Genomic DNA, 18456 nt, shown 5'->3' with positions numbered 1-18456 from the left:
CCGTCACTTTGCCATTACCACCGTTCTCCGGTCCGGTTTCCGCCGGATCAGGCCATATCCGACCAATGCCGACAAGGTGCCAAAAACCACCATACCCGACCCCTGCCCGGCCAAAACACCGACCGCGCCGAACCACTGGCTACCCAACCAGACAAACGGCACAACGCCCAGCAATTCCTTGGCAAGGTCCAGCAGCATCGCCACCCAGGAGCGCCCGGTGACGTTAAAGAAAGTTTGCGAGATGAATTGCAGTCCCTGAAACAGATACAGGGGTGCGATAAAGCTGCAAAACACGGCAAGATAGAATGCCGTTTCATCGGTGGCACGAAACAGGTTGGCAAACCCGTCCTGAAACAGGAACAACCCCGCCCAAACCACCGCCATATAAACCGCAATCAACCCTAATGCATCGTGCCAGACCGTGCGCACCCGTGCCATTTCCCCGGCGGCGAAATTTTGCCCGATAATCGGCCCGATGGCTTGGGGCAAGGCATACAGCCCGACAAAGACAAAGGGGGCAATCCGTTCAATGATCGAAACGGCCGCCACCGCATGGTCGCCAAACTGCGCCATCGTCGCCATGACAAAGGCACTGCCTGCCGGGGCCCCTGCCTTTGAGATTGTGACCGGCACAGTAATACGGCCAATTTCGCCGCAGTCACGCCAGAACAGACGGGCATCAAACCGTCCCAGCATCCGGTAGACCCGTGTTGCCCCGTCCAGTGCCACCGCCATGATGGCAAGGCGCGAAATGACCGTCGCCCACGCCGCCCCTTCCACCCCCCAGTCAAATCCGAAAATAAAAATCGGGTCCAATATGGCATTGACCGCCGCCCCGACCAGCTTGGCATTCATTGCCCGCTGTTTTGCACCAATGGCGCGCAACAGAGCCCCCGAAGACATGCTGAGAATCAGGATCGGCAGGCACATCACGACAATGCGCAAATAGGATTGCCCCAATTCATGCACCCGCCCCGTCGCCCCGAACAGGGACAACAACCCCGGCACGGCAAACCACAACACCGCCGTCATCACCAGCGACAATGCCAGCCCGACAATTATAATGTGGGTGGCGTAAATACGCGCGCGTGTCCGGTCTCCGTGGCCTTCGGCCTTGGCGACCAGGGCCGTCATGGCAATGGAAATGCCGAGCGACACTGCAAGGGTAAAGAAAATCACCGGCCAGGCAAAACCAAGGGCGGCCACAATTTCAACATCACCCAGCAGGCTGAGGAAAAACAGATCCAGCGCATCCACCGCGACCAACGCAATCAGCGCCAGCATACTGGTATGCGCCATGCCGAAAATATGGCGCAAGACCGGTCCTTCGACAAAATGGCGCGGTTTCATAAAGCAATAATCCGGCGCGCATTCTGATGATGATTGCGCACCCGAAGAACTGTTTGCGGCGGACAGGGTTCTGTGGTTCCGGCCCCATGCCCCAATTTCCATTTTGCCGCCATCACGCCGGGGTCCTTCGGATCCATTTCTGCCAAATGATGACCGATGCGCATGGCATCCCTTGCCGAACCGGGAAAAGTTCTTTGGGTCCAGAACCGTTTGCCCTTATCGAAATACCCAACCTCGTCAAGGAACGACACCCCGAAATAAGAACAGGCCGCCGGGGAATTATAAAAACCGCCTTCGCACACAAACCGCCCTTCTTCATCCATGGCAAACCGCAAACACCATTCCAGCATACAGGCAATTTCCTGTGAGGCCTGTTGCCGCTGTTCACAACTCATATGCGGCCAGCCAAACCGGAAAATCTTGGCGACGTCGTAATTATTGTGGTTGTTCTGTTCGCCATTGGCCAGCCAGCCCAGTGGATATTCCGCCGTGCGATTGGCAAAGGTGGTGCGGATAATCTCGGGCCAGCGTTTCACATCGCCCTTGCGATAGGACACGATATGAAAGGTATAACTCAGATCGTCATAGCGGTGTATCTGCCCGTCGGCCTGATACCACGGCCCCCAATATCCTGTTTCGGGGTTTTGCGATTCATCGAGAAAATCAGCAAGGCAATCGACATAGGCCTGATCCAGCTTGATGCCGCGCACATGACGTTCAGCATAGGCGCGCAAGGTCGGCTTGAAACACAATTGCGCCAGACAGGTCAGCACCCCGCCATATTCATCGCGCTGGTTGCGCCCGGTGGTGGCGATGTCGGAAATCCGCAAATGTTCCAGATAATCGCGCATTTTCTGTGGCGTAGACACCGGTTCGAGAAAATCCAGTGCATAGCGCGGCGCGCGGCGTGCGGCGGCCAGTTCATGCAAGCGCACAATCGTCGCATCGAATTTGTGATGAAATTCCTGATAATGCCAGCCCCATGACCCGTCGTCCGGCGATTGCCGTCCGACATAACTTTGATCATGATGATCGAAACTGTCTTCAAGACGTGCGACCATCCCATCCAGTTCCGGCCAATAGGCAGTATAACGCGCCAGCCATTTGGCATAGATATAAAGTTGCTGCGAGGCCAGTAATGAGGTTTTCCGAAAGGTGCTCAGCTTGCGCAAGCTTCCGGCAAGGCTGCGCAAGGCCTTGCGATATTTGCGCGCTGTATCGCGATATTGCCGATCATAGGTCGCAAAACCCTGATCGATAACACAATTGCTGCCTGCCTGCATGAATGCACCGTCTTCCGATATCCCGCCAGATGATCCCTGTCTGTATTCTGGGCCCGGATCGTGATCATAATATGACCCACACTGATACAATCTAAGATTCAGCGATTTATATTTTAACACTTTTCAAGGGCATTGACCAAAAAGGAAAATTTTGGCGTGTTTTCAGACATTGGAAATACGCGCAACAAAAAGGGCGTCCCTTACGGAACGCCCTGAAATCGCGACCCAATCAATTGGAAATGGTATTTTAGCCGACCTGCCCGGCCCGGCGGCGTTCGCGCAGCGATCCTGCCGTTGCCCTGCCATCACCCGTGGGCTGATAATAAACCGTCATTTCCGCCATGGCCGCACGCACTTTGGCAAGGGCGGTATCAGCATCGTCTTTAAGGTCAAAGGCGTCAAAGCCGCACCGATGCATATTCAGAATCTGATCGCGCAATACATCACCCACCGCCCGGATTTCACCAGCAAAGCCATACCGTTCGCGCAGCACACGGGCATAGGAATAACCGCGCCCGTCGGTATAGGCCGGAAAACGGATCGCAATCAGCGCCAGCCGGTCAAGATCGGCTGCGATGTCTTCGGGGGCATCGCCGGGCACCAGCAACACGCCAACCCCGCCATTGCGGCCCTTGAGGCTGTCCTGTTCTGCTTTCCAGCGGTCCAGCGGCACAATGATATTGACATCCCCCGCCGGAAGATCGCCTTCGGCATCCAGCGTGATCCAGTCATTGTCGATCACGGTGTCATGTTTAACGATCGCCATAAAGCACCTCCTTGAACGGGTCCGTGCCAACCCGGCGATAGGTATCGATGAAACGTTCACCCGCATCGCGGATTTCAAGATATCTGGTTACAATCGCTTCAATCGCATCGACCACCTCGGCCTCGGAAAAACCGGCACCGACGATCTTGCCAATCGCGGCATTTTCGCTGGCATCGCCGCCAAGGGTGATCTGGTAAAATTCCTTGCCGCGTTTATCCAGACCCAGAATGCCGATATGCCCGACATGATGATGGCCGCAGGCATTGATGCAACCGGAAATCTTGATTTTCAGTTCGCCAATGTGATGCTGGCGATCCAGATCGCCAAAGCGTTCGGAAATGCGTTGCGACAGCGGGATCGACCGCGCCGTTGCCAGCGCGCAATAATCCAGCCCCGGACAGGCGATGATATCGGTGACATATCCCAGATTGGCCGTCGCCAGACCGGCATTGGACAATTCGGCCCACAGCGAAAACAGATCGGCCTTTTTGACATGCGGCAGCACCAGATTTTGCTCGTGCGTGACACGCACATCGCCAAAGCTGTACTGATCAGCCAGATCAGCAACCCGTTCCATCTGGTCGGCGGTTGCATCGCCCGGAATTCCACCAATAGGCTTTAACGACACATTGGCAATCGCATAACCTGGCTGTTTGTGGGCCACCACATTGGAGCGCACCCAGGCTGCAAAACCGGGATTTTCCACCTTGCGACGGGCAAATTCGGCATCGTCATCGGGCAAGGTTTCAAAGGACGGCGGGGCAAATTGCGCAATATATTGTGCAATTTCCGCATCACTGACTTTCAGCGACCCGTCCTTGATCTGCGCCCATTCTTCCTCGACCAGCCGGGCCATTTCTTCGGCCCCGATTTCATGGACAAGGATTTTGATCCGTGCCTTGTATTTGTTATCGCGACGGCCAAAGCGGTTATACACCCGCAGGGTGGCCTCCAGATAACTGAACAGATCATTCTTGCCGATAAAATCGCGAATGGTTTTGCCGACAAACGGCGTGCGGCCCAGACCGCCCCCGACAATCACCTCGAACCCGGTTTCCCCTTCCGCGTTTTGATGCATGCGCAGGCCGATATCATGAACCCTGACCGCCGCCCGGTCATTGGGTGCCCCGGTCACGGCAATTTTAAATTTGCGCGGCAGATAGGTGAATTCCGGATGAAAGGTTGACCATTGCCGGATCAGTTCGCAATAGGGGCGCGGATCTTCGATTTCATCGGCCGCCGCACCGGCATATTGATCGGTGGTGGTATTGCGGATGCAATTGCCCGATGTCTGAATGGCGTGCATTTCAACGCGGGCAAGGTCCAGCAACGCATCGGGTAATTCTGCCAGTTTCGGCCAGTTATATTGGATATTCTGGCGGGTGGTGAAATGACCATACCCCTTGTCATATTTGCGGGCGATATAGCCAAGCTGGCGCAATTGCGCCCCGCTCAGCGTGCCATAAGGCACCGCGACCCGCAGCATATAGGCATGCAATTGCAGATACACACCATTCATCAGGCGCAGGGGCCGGAACTGGTCTTCGGTCAGTTCTCCCGACAGGCGGCGCGCCACCTGTCCACGAAACTGTTCGGTCCGTTCCAGCACCAGTTGACGGTCAAAATCATCATAGCGATACATGGGGCGCCTCCTTACTGCCCGGCCTGATAGCCGAGATCCTGTCGCACACTTGGGCCTTTGGTGCGCAGGACTTCACGATATTTGGTCGGCACAATGCCTGCCTCGCTGGCTTCCACCTCGATCAGATAGGGACCGACAACGACAATATCCTGATCACGAGTACTGGCGCGGGCCAGCAAATCATCAGCATGCGCCTGATCTTCGGCCAATACGGCCTGGTGGATGTCGTCGCTCCAGCCATGATTGGCGGTCATAAACACCACCAATCCATCATCAAGCCGGTTCGCAGTGACAATTTGCAGGGACATCGCTTCTCTCAGCTTCCACATCTCTCTCATACGCCCTGTTGGTCTCGGGCATTTTCTGCACTCTTATGTGCGGATCGAATGCTATTGGTCAAGTTTTTTTGTGAAATACATATAATTACAATTTATTTGTGTTTTTAATGCAAAACTTGACGGTGACAGCTTCCCTCGCTAGGTCAAAGGCCTGATCCTTAAACCGGTTGATTGCACCCATGCCCCTGCATCTTCTCAAACTCAGTGTCGGTTCCGAAAGTCCGGACAGCCTGCGCCAATGGCAGGCCCATTATGAGGGACTCCGGGGGCGGATTTATCACACCACCCGTCAGACGCCGAAACAGCGCGACGCATTATTGGCAGGCGGGTCGATTTACTGGGTGATCAAGGGGGCGATCCGCTGTCGGCAACTGATCACCGATCTTGAAGATTATATCGATGATGAAGGCATCAAATATTGCCGCATCATTCTGGATCGTGACGTGATTGATACGGCGACATACCCGCACCGGGCCTTTCAGGGCTGGCGTTACCTGACCCAGGACAAATGCCCGCCCGATGCCCATACCGGCACCGCCACAGACGCCCTGCCCGATGATATGGCCGTGCAATTGCGGGAACTGGGGCTGATTTAGGGGACACAATCAGGTCAGTTCTTTCAATCCGGTCGGCGTTTCGATTTGTGCCCTGTAGCGAACGCAAGCCCCCTGAATAATCGATGGCGGATGATCGATGGAGAGTTCACGATACAGTCTCCCGATAACAGCAGGATCCGGATGTTCGAGAGTGAGCGAACACAGGCGCGCGCCCAGATCGGGAATTGAGGCCATAGATGTCGGGTCGCCCCGGTGATCGATGAGAGAAGGGGCAGCACCGTCAAGGGGGAGCGAACCATCCTTGGGAATGGCAAAATCAAAAGTCGGGTTGATGACAGGAAGATAAACCTTGTCGCCAAAGATCGCACGACGGTTTGAAACAACGGAATCGATAGCATCCGTGCTGGCAACCCACCCCCGCAAGCGCCGACCATCATTCCAGTCCGATCTGATTTTTTCCGGGTTATCGAAACCAAACCAGCGCGCCCGTCCCGGCTTTATACCATCCGGGTCAAGTGCCACGATTTCAAGATAGACGTTGTTTCCAAGCTGAAGCCGGTGATTGTGAGTACCCATGTAATCGTGGCGTGTCCCGAAAGGCACATCGAGGTTCAGGCAATTTTGAACATGCGCCACCCCCTCAATCAGCGTTGGGGCGATAACAGTGATGTGGTCGAGTTTCAGCATATCCGAAGAACTCCAATATCGCCTTGAATGTTGTGGATAGAAACCCCGCGCCTAGATTTTCGATGGATCAATCGTCACCGCCAATGTCGGCTGGTTTTCCTCGATATCCTTGAGCGTTGCGGTAACTTCTTCTTTCAACCAGCGGACAAAGGCCTGCACCCGTGGCCGATTCAGATTTTCTTCCGGACAGGCGATATAATAGGCATAGCTGGACGCTACCTTTTGCGGAAAGGGCCGCACCAGCAATCCGGCCTTAAGGTCCTGTGCGGCCAACGATGTCCGCGCCATCCCGATCCCCTGCCCCATCAAGGCCGCCTGAATGACCATATCGCCGGAATTAAACCGCAAGCCACGGCGTAGGGTAATGTTATTGACCCCGACCCCCTCCAGCCAGAAATTCCAGTCCGCCGCACGCGGCAATTCAACCTGCGCTGTCGCATCATGCAACAATTGATGGTTAAGAATATCCTCTGGCGTGTGCAAGGGCGGGGCCGATGCCAGATAATCCGGACTGCACACCGGAAACACCTCGTCGCGCATCAAAAGTTCGGCATACAGATTGGGATACCGCCCCCGGCCAAACCGCACCGCCAGATCAATGCCTTCGGTGCGAAAATCGACCAGCCGGTCATCGGCGTGAATACGCACATCAATATCGGGATGCTGATCGCGGAAATGACCCAGACGCGGGATCAGCCATTTCACCGCAAAGGATTGCAGCACGCTGACCGTCACCACCCCGGCCTCTTCGACCGCCAGCAGGCTTTCAATTTCGCCCGCTATCCGGGTAAAGCCCTCATTGGCGGCACGCGCCAGACGGTCGCCCTCATCGGTCAGTTGCAGGCGTCGCGGTAACCGGTAAAACAACCGAAATCCCAGATATTCTTCAAGCTGGCGGATTTGCTGACTGACCGCGCCCTGGGTCACAAACAGCTCTTCGGCAGCACGGGTAAAATTCAAATGTCGCGCCGCGGCCTCAAAGGCACGCAGGGCTTGCAAGGGGGGCAGTCGCATCTTTGCCTCATCATTAGCTGTACTAATATCTACCCTCAGAAGTACTGGTTTGTCACGCTGTTAATTCCGACCGATAATGCCCCCAACAGCATCAAACTTTTCTGTCCTCTGGACGGATCAATGCCTTAAGAGGAGCATCATCATGGCTATGACCCAATGCCCGTCAACCTCGTGCCAGACCGATCAGCACGGCATGGCAATCCTGCCGGTTTCCAGTGCGGATGTCGTACACCGCATCCTTGCAGTTCTCAACAGTCTGGCGAATGAGTTTGCACGTTATCTTGCCCTGCGGTCGCAACGCCGCGCCCTGATGCGATTAAACTCCCATCAACTGGCCGATATCGGCATCAACCGCTATGACGCCGAAGCTGAATATCGTAAATCTTTCAAATGGTTCTAAGCTGCGGCCTGTTTTTAAGGCTCTTTTGCCCCCAAGGGCCGGAATAAGGGTTTTTACGTGAATTTTACGTGATTTTTCCTTCCGGCCCTTTTGCTTTTGTGCCACCGTTCGCCTGTTGGAAACATCAAGACGGAAAGACCGGCATGGCATCGAAACAAAAAAGCCCCACCCCCAAAAACGGCATGAAAAACGAAGACCCGTCCTTGCGGCATGCGGTCCAAAAAACAGCCCGCAGCCGAACCCGTGCGTCGGACAAATCCGGGCATGGCAAACTTGACAGTGAAACACGAGATCATCTGTTGCTGGATAGTGAAAATCTGACGATGGATCGCATGGATGATATCCCGGCCAAAGCCCCCCGCCCTCCGCGCAAGAACAAAGCCAAAACCGCCCCGGTTGTGGTAAAGGTTCCATCATCGCGAAAGCCCAAATTGCCGCCCGATCTTCCGGCATCAGACGATGAACCGATGCAAAAAATGAAATCGCAGCAATATCTGGAATTGATTGCACCGTTGCATATTGAACTTTTGAAACTGCAAAATTGGGTCAAGGATCAGAATATCAAGGCGCTGGCGATATTCGAGGGGCGAGATGCCGCCGGCAAGGGCGGTACCATCAAACGCTTTACCGAACATCTCAACCCTCGCGGGGCGCGAGTTGTTGCCCTTGGCAAACCCAATGACCGCGAACTGACCCAATGGTATTTTCAGCGCTATGTCGAACATCTGCCTGCGGGGGGCGAAATCGTGCTGTTTGACCGGTCATGGTATAACCGGGCGATGGTCGAACGGGTGATGGGATTTTGCAGCAAATTCGATGTCAGTGAATTTTTGCAATCCGTTCCCGAATTTGAACGCATGCTGATCCGGTCGCACATTCGCATGACCAAATTCTATTTTTCCGTCAGCAAGGAAGAACAGGCCCGCCGGTTTGACCAGCGCCAGAAAGACCCGCTGAAACAATGGAAACTCAGCCCGGTTGATTTGGCCTCGCAAAATCTGTGGGATGAATATACCGAAGCCAAACAGGACATGTTTTTTCATACCTCCACCGCCGACAGCCCGTGGATCGTGATTAAATCTGATGAAAAGAAACGGGCTCGAATCAACGCCATGCGGTTTTTCCTGGCTCAGTTTGACTATCCCGGCAAACGCGATGAACTTTTGGTCTGGGACAAACGTGTGGTTCATACAGTCGATCAGGAACTGGGCAGCAACGAATAGGGTCATTATTCTTTGGGTCTTTTCCACCTGACGGGAAAGCTGCGGGGATGGATTGACAATGCCAACCCCGCAGCCTTAACCTTGATCCACAAGTGGTCATACCAGTTCAGGGAAGCAAGAAAATGGCAAAATGTGCATTTATCGGTCTTGGCGTCATGGGATATCCGATGGCCGGGCATCTGCAAAAGGCCGGACATTCTGTGACGGTTTATAACCGCACCGCGGCCAAGGCGCAAAAATGGGCCGCCGATCATGGCGGTTCCGCCACCCCGACCCCGGCAGAGGCCGCCAAGGGTGCCGATTTTGTGTTTATCTGTGTTGGCAATGACGATGATTTGCGAAGTGTTGTTCTGGGCGATAGCGGTGCCCTCGCGGGGATGGCAAAGGGTGCGATCCTTGTCGATCACACCACCGCATCAGCCGATGTGGCCCGTGAACTTTATGCTGCGGCCGCCGATAAGGGCATTCCCTTCATCGATGCCCCGGTTTCCGGCGGACAGGCAGGGGCCGAAAATGGAGCATTGACGGTAATGTGCGGTGGCGATCCCGCCCCGTTCGAGGCCGCCGCCCCGATCATCGATGCCTTTTCAAAATCCTGCAAACTGATGGGGGCCAGCGGCAGCGGCCAACTGACCAAAATGGTCAACCAGATTTGCATTGCCGGACTGGTGCAAGGATTGGCCGAAGCCATGAATTTCGGCGTGAAATCCGGGCTTGATATGACCAAGGTTCTGGATGTGATTTCCAAGGGGGCCGCTGGAAGCTGGCAAATGGAAAATCGCGGCCAAACCATGGTCGATGGCAAGTTTGATTTCGGCTTTGCCGTTGACTGGATGCGCAAGGATTTGGGCATTTGTCTGGAAGAGGCGCATCGCAATGGTGCCCGCCTGCCGGTAACCGCCCTGATTGATCAATTCTATGCGCAGGTGCAGGGCCGGGGCGGCAATCGCTGGGATACGTCCAGCCTGATTGATCTGCTGGCCCGCGACTGAGTCTGGTCTGTCTTTTCGATTAAACGCAAAACGCGGCCCTAAACTTGGGCCGCGTTTTGCATGTCAGAACCTTAAAGTCCAGCCCGCAACAGGGGTTCCACCTGAGGGCGATAGGTTGCAAGTCCGCCACCGCGGAAATATCCCACCGCGCATTCCAGCATTCCGTCCCCGGCGACTTCACCATCGGCCTGTTCTTCGGCAAGCTGTTCGGCACGGTCGCTTGAGGGGTCCAGACGTTCGATCACGATATCCTGCCGACAGGCGCTTTCGGCAAGGGATGCCACCGTTGTTCGCGGGTCACGGCGACGGGAAGGCAGGGAATGGGGCAATTCGGCCTCGCGTTCAAATTCGGCGGCCCCTTCGGTCAGAATTTCGATGTCGGGGACAACACCATTGCCCTGAACAATATGATTGCCCGGCGTTGTGTAATATCCGGTGGTAATTTTCACACCACCGCCGGTTGATAGCGGCAGGATACGTTGCATCGAACCTTTGCCAAATGACCGTTCGCCAATGATGATGCCGCGCCCGTTTTCACGCAGGGCCGCCGCCATCAATTCCGCCCCCGATGCCGATCCGCGATCCAGCAAAATCACCATCGGTACGCCGTCGAAATAACTGCTGCGATCTGCGTCATAGGTGCGCAGTTTGCGTTCGCCCCGGCCTTCGGTCGCAACGATTAGCCCGCCCGTCAGGAACTGGTCGGCAAGATCGGCCGCAGAATCCAGCAAACCGCCCGGATTGCGTCGCAAATCAACAATCAATCCACGCGGCGAGGCCACTTTATCCTGTAATTCGTCAAGCTGCTGGCGCATTTGATCCAGCGTATTGGCATCAAACCGCGATACCCGGATATAGGGCAGATCATTGTCGATCACCGCCGCCGTCACCGAAGGAACTTCGATCTTGGCGCGTTTGACCGTCACATCGAAACTGTTGCTTTCGCGATCAATCGTCAATGTTACCGGATCGCCGATCCGCCCGCGCATGCGCCGCACCGCCTCGGCAATCGGTTCGCCGGTCATGTCATAACCGTCGATATGGGTGATCCGGTCATCGGGTTTCAAACCGGCGCGGGCCGCCGGGGTGTTATCAATCGGTGAAACAATGCGAATCCGTTTGCTGTCATCATGGGCAATGACAATCCCGACCCCGGCAAAACTGCCTTCGGTGCTTTCCTGCAACCGCTTGAACATGTCCTCCGACATATAGGCACTGTGCGGATCAAGGGAATGCAATGTGTCGTCAAGGGCGGCACCAACAACACCAACCGGGCTTTTGTCTTCAAATTCCAGTTCCGGCAGACGGGCAATTGCCAGATCGACAAAAGCAGATGTATCGACATCATCGACATAGGTATCGCCCAGAATACCAACCACCTCGACAAACAGCTTGTCGGCGCGGCGCAGTTGCTCGGCGGAGGCCGGTGGCTCGACATAATCGCGGTAGGCCTCGATAAAGCGTTGCTCGTCATCGCCAGACCATACCGGACCGGCGCACGCCACCAGCCGCGTTCCGGCAAAGGCGATCAGAACACCGAGGATGATTGGCAATATTCCCTTCCGCAGCACCGCTTGCTCCTTTGTTTTTACGTTCTGATCCCTGACGGGGTATCCTGTAACGCGCCGCCCGGATCAGGACAAACGGCTGATTTCATATCGGCATCACTCTGCGCCATCGCCAGTATGATGGGTCAACTTTGTTCTACTTAATGCAAAATATGCCTCTGTACGCAAGAAACAGACTCGAATTTCGTCTAATCCCTGATTATGCTTGATGAAATAATTCGCGGATCCGGATGAACCGGACCAAACCGAGCGGGCGACTCACCATTCAGGGAGACGTCTTTTGATGACCGGCTATTTACCCCCTATCAATGATATCAGGTTCCTGATCCATAAGGTGATCGGGCTGGATGCCATTGCCGCATTGCCGCCTTATAGAGAAACCAGTGCCGAACTGGCCGACGCCATTCTGGACGAGGCCGGAAAATTTTCGTCACAGATTCTGGCCCCTTTAAATCGCATTGGCGATCTGCAAGGGGCAAAACTGGCAACCGACGGCACCGTCAAAACCCCCGATGGCTGGCATACCGCTTATCAACATTTCGTCGAAGGAGGCTGGCAAGGGATTTGTGCCTCGCCGAATGACGGGGGCATGGGGTTGCCTTTGTTATTGGGGGCGGCGGTATCGGAAATGTGGCATTCCGCCAATATGGCCTTTGCCCTGTGTCCGATGTTGACATCCGGTGCCATCGAACTTTTGGCCCGCCATGCCAGCGCCGATCAAAAAGAACGGTTTTTACGTCGCATGATCAGTGGTGAATGGACCGGAACGATGAATTTAACCGAACCGCAGGCCGGATCGGATCTGTCACATATCCGCACCCGCGCCGAACCGCAGGCAGATGGTACTTATGCCATTCGGGGGCAGAAAATTTTCATCACCTATGGCGATCATGACCTGACCGACAATATCGTGCATCTGGTTTTGGCCCGTACCCCTGATGCCCCGGCGGGCACACGCGGGATTTCACTGTTTATTGTGCCCAAATTCCGGCTGAATGCGGATGGCAATCCGGGTGAACACAATGATGTGCGCTGTGTTTCGCTGGAACACAAACTGGGCATTCATGGCAGCCCGACGGCGGTTTTATCGTTTGGCGATACGGATGGGGCGACGGGCTATCTGGTCGGAACCGAAGGCAGTGGACTTGCCTGCATGTTTACCATGATGAACAATGCCCGCCTTGCCGTTGGTCAACAAGGCATTGCCATTTCCGAACGCGCCTTTCAACTGGCGCTGGATTTTGCCAAGACCCGCAAACAGGGCCGCGATCCGCGCAATAGGACCGAATGCACCATCCTGCATCATCCCGACATTCACCGCATGCTGATGCGGATGCGCAGTTCAACCGATGCGGCCCGTGCCCTTGCCCTTTATGCCGCATCCCGGCTTGACCTTGCCCATCACCATCCGGACGGTGATATGCAAAACGCAGCTCAGGCCGAGGCCGACCTGCTGATCCCGATGGTCAAGTCATGGTCAACCGACCTTGGCGTTGAAAATGCCTCGCTTGGCATTCAAATTCATGGCGGTATGGGTTTTATAGAGGAAACCGGTGCGGCACAGCATCTGCGCGATTCCCGCATTGCCCCGATTTACGAGGGGACCAACGGCATTCAGGCGCTGGACCTGATCGGGCGGAAAGTCTTGCGCGATGGTGGGAAGGCCGCCCGGCATCTGATCTTGAAAATTACCGATGATTGCACGGCCTTTGGCGTTGCCTATCCCGATGAAGCCGCCTGTGTGCAAAAAGCCATGGAACAGCTTGATGGGGCAACGACCCATATCCTGCACACCTGTCCGCAAGACCCGGTTTTGATGCAGGCAGTGGCATCGCCTTATTTGCGGTTATTTGCAACCTGTCTGGGGGGATGGATAATGATCCGTAGCCTTGATGCCCTGACAACCGGCGAAGAACCCTCAAACTTTCGCGATCAGAAAACCGCCAGTACGAAATTTTTTTTACGTCAGATACTGCCGGAAACCGAAACGGCTGCGCAGCAGATTTACAACAGCACATCCGATGATTTTGCGTCCCCCGAACGGGTATTTGGGTAAACGCAATCGTAGGTGCAGCCGTTTTTTTGCCACAGTTTCGCGATCAGACATGTGCATGATGCGGAACACAAGGTCATCGCGATGAAAGGCAAGAAAAAACAGTGAAAAAACGTCATATTTTAGTGTTTCTGTTTTCACCGTCTTCTCTATAATCCGCCCGATGAATCGCTTGACGAAATATATGCTGAAACAGCAGTTGATCATGATGGTCTTTGTGACACTGGGGCTTCTCAGTGTCATTTGGCTATCGCAAAGCCTGCGTTTTGTCGAAATGATCGTCAATCGCGGCCTGTCAATTGGCATATTCCTGAATCTGACATCGCTGTTGCTGCCCAGTTTCCTGACCATCATCCTGCCGATTGCCCTGTTTTTTGTGCTGGTCTTTTCCTATAACAAGCTGATTCAGGATCGCGAACTGATTGTGATGCGATCCGCCGGGCTCAGCCAGTGGGCCCTGGTCAAACCCGCGATCATTCTGGCCGGAATAACGATGGCAGCGGGATATTTTCTGACGCTGTATTACCTGCCTTACAGTTATCAGAAATTCAAGGAACTGCAATTTTCGATCCGAAACGATTATTCATCTGTCCTGTTACAGGAAGGCAGCTTTACCGACATTGATGGCCTGACCATTTATGTCCGCGAAGTTGGCCAGGATAATGAATTGCTGGGCATCATGGTCAATGATGGCCGCAACCCGGCGCAGCAAGTGACCATGATGGCCAAAAATGGTGCGTTATTGCGCACGGATGAGGGACCGCGCATCGTTTTGCAGGACGGAAACCGGCAGGAAGTCAACGTTGCGGATGGCACCATGTCGATCCTGTATTTTGACCGATATGCCGTAGATATCGACCAAAGCATCGAAGACCCGGCCCTGCGCTATCAGGAAGCGCGGGAACGTAGCGTCTTTGATCTGTTTACCGGCCAGCCTCCCGACATTTATGAATCAGATATCACTGCCTTTCGGGTCGAAGGCCATGACCGCCTGATATCACCGCTTTATGCTATGAGCTTTGCTTCTATCGCCCTTGCTGTTCTGGTTTCCGGCAGTTTTTCGCGGCGCGGACAAACCGGACGTTTGCTGTTTGCGGTTGCCCTGATGATTATCAGTCAAAGCCTCGGCATTTCATTCAAAAATCTTGCCAGCAAAAACATTTATTTTGTGTTGATGATGTATCTGAATGTCACCCTGCCGATCGTGATCGGGTTGTATTGGACCATGCGCGCCCCGAAAATAAATATGCCTGCCCTTATCGGCAAACTTCCGGGGAAAACGGCATGAGAATTTCGCCAACCCTGACATGGTATTTCGGCAAGCATGTCCTTTTTGCGATCCTTGGTATTCTGGCCTTACTGGCGGGACTGATTTTGATTGGCGATGTGGTCGAGTTGTTACGCCGCGCCAGCAACAAACCCGATGCCACAATGTCGGTCGTCATACAAATGGCCACCGCCCGCATTCCATTCATGATTGAAAAAGTACTGCCATTTGCGGTTCTGTTCGGATCCATGTTTTCGTTTTGGAAACTGACCGGCAATCAGGAACTGGTTGTTACACGCGCAGCAGGGGTTTCGGCGTGGCAGTTTATGTTGCCGCCACTGATCTGCGCTGTTTTGCTGGGTGTCGCCCAAGTCGGGGCTCTTAATCCCCTGTCATCAATCCTGTTGCAACGGTTTGAAAAACTTGAGGCGCGCTATTTACAGGGCAATATCAATGTGATGAATTTATCCTCATCTGGCCTGTGGTTGCGACAGGGCACTCAGGATGGACAGGCGGTAATTTATGCCCGTGAAGTCCGATCCCAGCAAAGTGACCGCATTGATCTGCGCCATGTCACAGTGTTCCAGTTTGAAAATCTTGATGATTTCACCAGCCGTATTGATGCAGAACGGGCCGTGCTTGAACCGGGTTCATGGCGTTTTTACAATAGCTGGACCTTTGTTCCGGGTCAGACAAGCAGGTTCGATTCCGAGATGGTCCTGCCCACCAACCTGACTGCCCGCAAAATTCAGGACAGTTTTGCCTCACCTGAAACCATGTCGTTCTGGGAACTGAAACCTTTTATCGATCTGCTGGAACGGGCGGGCTTTAATGCCAAACGTCACCGCATACATTTTCACAGCTTGCTGTCGCGCCCCCTGCTGTTATGTGCCATGGTTTTGATCGCGGCTGCTTTTTGTCTGAAATTTTCTCGACGCCGCCGGGTTTCTCTTGTTATCGGTGGCGGTGTCACGACCGGATTTATCCTGTATTTTTTTACCGATGTCACATCGGCGCTGGGCGTTTCGGGCGGACTGCCTCCGGCCTTGTCGGCATGGGCACCGGCGGGTATATCGACATTACTGGGTGTTTCGACCCTATTGCATCTGGAGGATGGCTAGCGGGATGGCGGACTTGACAGGGGGAAGTCTGAAAATACTCGCAGCAAGCGGGATTCTGGGTTGTGCCCTGATCACGGGACATCCGGGGGTTTCCCATGCCCAGACGCAACCCGTTAACGCCGAAACCGATCCCGATCAGGTTCCCTTGCTGTTTTCTGCCGATGAAGTTGAGCATAATCAGGATTTGCAAACCGTTACAGCCCGCGGCAATGTCGAAATTGTGCGAAACGGCCAGATTTTGCTGGCCGATACAGTCAGCTACAATATGGCGCAGGATGTCGTCACGGCATCAGGCAATGTCAGCCTGGTGGAACCCACCGGCGAAGTCATGTTTGCCAACCATGTCGAATTAAGTGGTAATTTCAAGGACGGCGTGATTTCCGACATTTACATCCTGCTTGATGAAAACACCCGTTTGGCAGGCAGCGGCGCGCGCCGCAGTGGTGGCAATTACACCGAACTGGCCAAGGCCGTTTATTCGCCCTGCAAATTGTGCGAGGATGCCCCGGAAGTACCGCCCTTATGGCGTATTCGCGCCGCCCGGGTCCTGCATGACCAGCAGGGGCAGACCATCGAATATGAGGATGCAAGACTGGAATTTGCCGGAATTCCCGTGATGTACACGCCCTATTTCAGCCATCCCGACCCTACGGTCAAACGCCAGTCAGGCTTTTTAGCGCCATCCTTTGGCAGCACATCCCATGTCGGGCAGTATTTTCAGACGCCCTATTTCTGGGCGATAGACAACAGCAAAGACCTGACCCTGACCCCCATTTATACGGTCGATCAAGGCCCTGTTCTGGCAACAGAATACCGGCAACGCCTTGATAGTGGCGAAATTAATATCGTTAACAGCATCACCAATGACGATAATGACGAATGGCAGGGGCATATTGATGCCAAGGGGCGGTTTGACATTGATGATACCTGGCGCTGGGGTTTTGATGCCGAACAGGCATCTGAAAAAACCTATCTGTCGCGCTATGGATTTGGGTCTCCCTCGGTTCTGACATCGAATCTTTTTACCGAGGGTTTCCGCGGGGCCAGTTACAGCCGGGTTGATGGTTATTATTTTCAAGGCCTCAAAGAAAGAGATGATCGCGATACCACGCCGATCATCCTGCCGCATGCCCAGTTTCACGGCCAGACCGAACCCGGTAAATATGGTGGCTATACCTCGCTGGATATGGATGCCCTGTCTTTGACCCGTGACGAAGGCACTGATTCGCACCGCCTTTCGGCCAAGGCGGGGTGGCAATTGCCTTATATTGGTTCGATGGGCGATGTGACCAAACTGACCGTTTCGCTACGCGGCGACAGTTATCTTGTCTCTGACGTGGCGCGCGACAATCAGGATGCTTATTCCGGTTATGCTGGCCGTGCCGTTCCCCTGGTGGCGTTTGACTGGAACATGCCCTTTGTGCGCGATGAAGGTAGTTATCATCACATCATCAAACCGATAACCATGATTGCCTGGTCGCCGAATGGTGGCAACCCGGCAGAAATTCCGAATGAAGACGCCCAGTCGTTTGAATTTGACGACATCAATCTGTTTTCCCATGATCGCTATGGCGGGATTGACCGGGTCGAAGACGGCCTGCGCGGTAGCTATGGTCTGGAATGGGGTGTTTATGGCGATAATGGCGGTTATACCAATGCCCTGTTTGGTCAAAGCTACCGACTGGCCAAAAATGACACCTTTGCCAAAGGATCAGGCCTTGATGAGCATCTTTCCGATTATGTTGGCCGCGTAACGGTTTCGCCGGGCTCATTAGTGGATTTGTCCTATCGGTTTCGCCTTGATAATGAAGATATGAACGCTCTTCGCAACCAGGTTTCCGCCAATGTCGGAGAACAGGAGACTCTTCGCCTCAATCTGTCCTATATTCAACTGGCTGAAGAAGCCGGTTCCGAAGAATTTGGTTCCCGCGAAGAAATCTATTTCAGCGCCAGCCGCAAATTCACGGAATATTGGAGCGGTATGGGTTATGGCCGTTTTGATCTTGATGAAGGCGGCGACCCCCTTGAATATGGCATTGGCTTTGTTTACGAAGATGAATGCTTCATATTTGACGGCAGAATTCGCCGGACCTTCTATCAGGATCAGGATCTTGGCGAATCTGACGAATTTGTGTTCCGTCTCGTTTTCAAAACTCTTGGCGAAGTCGCCTCATCAGCCGGACTGTAGCAGGACG

16 protein-coding genes are annotated in these 18456 nt (G+C 54.2%); 8 read left to right on the top strand and 8 right to left on the bottom strand.

Going from position 1 to position 18456, the window contains the following annotated elements; translation table 11 throughout:
- Positions 1-3: 3 nt before the first annotated feature.
- The 5 genes from Q8O73_RS18305 to Q8O73_RS18285 form a co-directional block, all read right to left on the bottom strand.
- Positions 4-1350, bottom strand: coding sequence for an MATE family efflux transporter (locus tag Q8O73_RS18305; RefSeq protein ID WP_305559642.1), 1347 nt, complete (start codon positions 1348-1350; stop codon positions 4-6).
- Positions 1347-2633 carry a hypothetical protein gene (locus tag Q8O73_RS18300; protein WP_305559641.1) on the bottom strand — a complete coding sequence of 429 codons (1287 nt, stop codon included), beginning with the start codon at positions 2631-2633 and terminating at the stop codon, positions 1347-1349. Before Q8O73_RS18300 ends, Q8O73_RS18305 begins: the two co-directional genes overlap by 4 nt.
- 247 nt (positions 2634-2880) lie before the next feature.
- The gene (locus tag Q8O73_RS18295; protein ID WP_305559640.1) at positions 2881-3399 is read right to left on the bottom strand and encodes a DUF934 domain-containing protein; all 519 of its coding nucleotides are present in this window, start codon (positions 3397-3399) and stop codon (positions 2881-2883) included.
- Entirely contained in the window at positions 3386-5041 is a 1656-nt protein-coding gene (locus Q8O73_RS18290) for a nitrite/sulfite reductase (RefSeq protein ID WP_305559639.1), read from the bottom strand. Before Q8O73_RS18290 ends, Q8O73_RS18295 begins: the two co-directional genes overlap by 14 nt.
- 11 nt (positions 5042-5052) lie before the next feature.
- Positions 5053-5349, bottom strand: coding sequence for a DUF2849 domain-containing protein (locus Q8O73_RS18285; protein ID WP_305559638.1), 297 nt, complete (start codon positions 5347-5349; stop codon positions 5053-5055).
- A 209-nt stretch (positions 5350-5558) separates the two neighbouring features.
- On the opposite strand from Q8O73_RS18285, the gene Q8O73_RS18280 reads away from it, so the two are divergent.
- Positions 5559-5975 carry a DUF1489 family protein gene (locus Q8O73_RS18280; RefSeq protein WP_305559637.1) on the top strand — a complete coding sequence of 139 codons (417 nt, stop codon included), beginning with the start codon at positions 5559-5561 and terminating at the stop codon, positions 5973-5975.
- A gap of 9 nt (positions 5976-5984) precedes the next feature.
- Here the strand turns inward: Q8O73_RS18280 and Q8O73_RS18275 are convergent, their stop codons facing one another.
- Both Q8O73_RS18275 and Q8O73_RS18270 read right to left on the bottom strand, forming a co-directional pair.
- Positions 5985-6623 (bottom strand): VOC family protein, encoded by a 639-nt coding sequence (locus Q8O73_RS18275; protein ID WP_305559636.1) that lies wholly within the window; start codon positions 6621-6623, stop codon positions 5985-5987.
- A gap of 51 nt (positions 6624-6674) precedes the next feature.
- Positions 6675-7637 (bottom strand): transcriptional regulator GcvA, encoded by a 963-nt coding sequence (locus tag Q8O73_RS18270; protein WP_305559635.1) that lies wholly within the window; start codon positions 7635-7637, stop codon positions 6675-6677.
- A gap of 142 nt (positions 7638-7779) precedes the next feature.
- Between Q8O73_RS18270 and Q8O73_RS18265 the strand changes: the two genes are divergently transcribed.
- The 3 genes from Q8O73_RS18265 to Q8O73_RS18255 all read left to right on the top strand — a co-directional run bounded on the left by Q8O73_RS18265 (position 7780) and on the right by Q8O73_RS18255 (position 10252).
- On the top strand, positions 7780-8037 hold the full coding sequence (locus Q8O73_RS18265) for a DUF1127 domain-containing protein (RefSeq protein ID WP_305559634.1): 258 nt from the start codon (positions 7780-7782) through the stop codon (positions 8035-8037).
- Between the two features lie 143 nt (positions 8038-8180).
- On the top strand, positions 8181-9260 hold the full coding sequence (ppk2, locus tag Q8O73_RS18260) for a polyphosphate kinase 2 (RefSeq protein WP_305559633.1): 1080 nt from the start codon (positions 8181-8183) through the stop codon (positions 9258-9260).
- Positions 9261-9382: 122 nt separating this feature from the next.
- Positions 9383-10252 carry an NAD(P)-dependent oxidoreductase gene (locus tag Q8O73_RS18255; protein ID WP_305559632.1) on the top strand — a complete coding sequence of 290 codons (870 nt, stop codon included), beginning with the start codon at positions 9383-9385 and terminating at the stop codon, positions 10250-10252.
- 71 nt (positions 10253-10323) lie between these two features.
- Here Q8O73_RS18255 and Q8O73_RS18250 read toward each other — a convergent pair whose 3' ends face one another.
- Positions 10324-11805 carry a S41 family peptidase gene (locus Q8O73_RS18250; protein WP_305559631.1) on the bottom strand — a complete coding sequence of 494 codons (1482 nt, stop codon included), beginning with the start codon at positions 11803-11805 and terminating at the stop codon, positions 10324-10326.
- Positions 11806-12103: 298 nt separating this feature from the next.
- On the opposite strand from Q8O73_RS18250, the gene Q8O73_RS18245 reads away from it, so the two are divergent.
- The 4 genes from Q8O73_RS18245 to Q8O73_RS18230 all read left to right on the top strand — a co-directional run bounded on the left by Q8O73_RS18245 (position 12104) and on the right by Q8O73_RS18230 (position 18449).
- Complete coding sequence (locus tag Q8O73_RS18245; protein ID WP_305559630.1) at positions 12104-13876, top strand: acyl-CoA dehydrogenase; 1773 nt, start codon at positions 12104-12106, stop codon at positions 13874-13876.
- 169 nt (positions 13877-14045) lie between these two features.
- Positions 14046-15161 carry an LPS export ABC transporter permease LptF gene (gene lptF, locus Q8O73_RS18240; protein ID WP_305559629.1) on the top strand — a complete coding sequence of 372 codons (1116 nt, stop codon included), beginning with the start codon at positions 14046-14048 and terminating at the stop codon, positions 15159-15161.
- Entirely contained in the window at positions 15158-16261 is a 1104-nt protein-coding gene (lptG, locus tag Q8O73_RS18235) for an LPS export ABC transporter permease LptG (RefSeq protein ID WP_305559628.1), read from the top strand. The genes lptF and lptG overlap by 4 nt, the downstream gene beginning before the upstream one ends.
- Before the next feature lie 4 nt (positions 16262-16265).
- A complete protein-coding gene (locus Q8O73_RS18230; protein ID WP_305559627.1) occupies positions 16266-18449 on the top strand; it encodes an LPS-assembly protein LptD in 2184 nt (727 codons plus the stop codon).
- The last annotated feature ends 7 nt before the right edge of the window (positions 18450-18456 follow it).

The sequence above is a fragment of the Thalassospira sp. genome, assembly GCF_030690045.1.
In the GTDB taxonomy this organism is placed as follows: Bacteria; Pseudomonadota; Alphaproteobacteria; order Rhodospirillales; family Thalassospiraceae; genus Thalassospira.
Note: the sequence above shows the minus strand (reverse complement) of the source record. Positions and strands in the feature narration are given on the sequence as shown.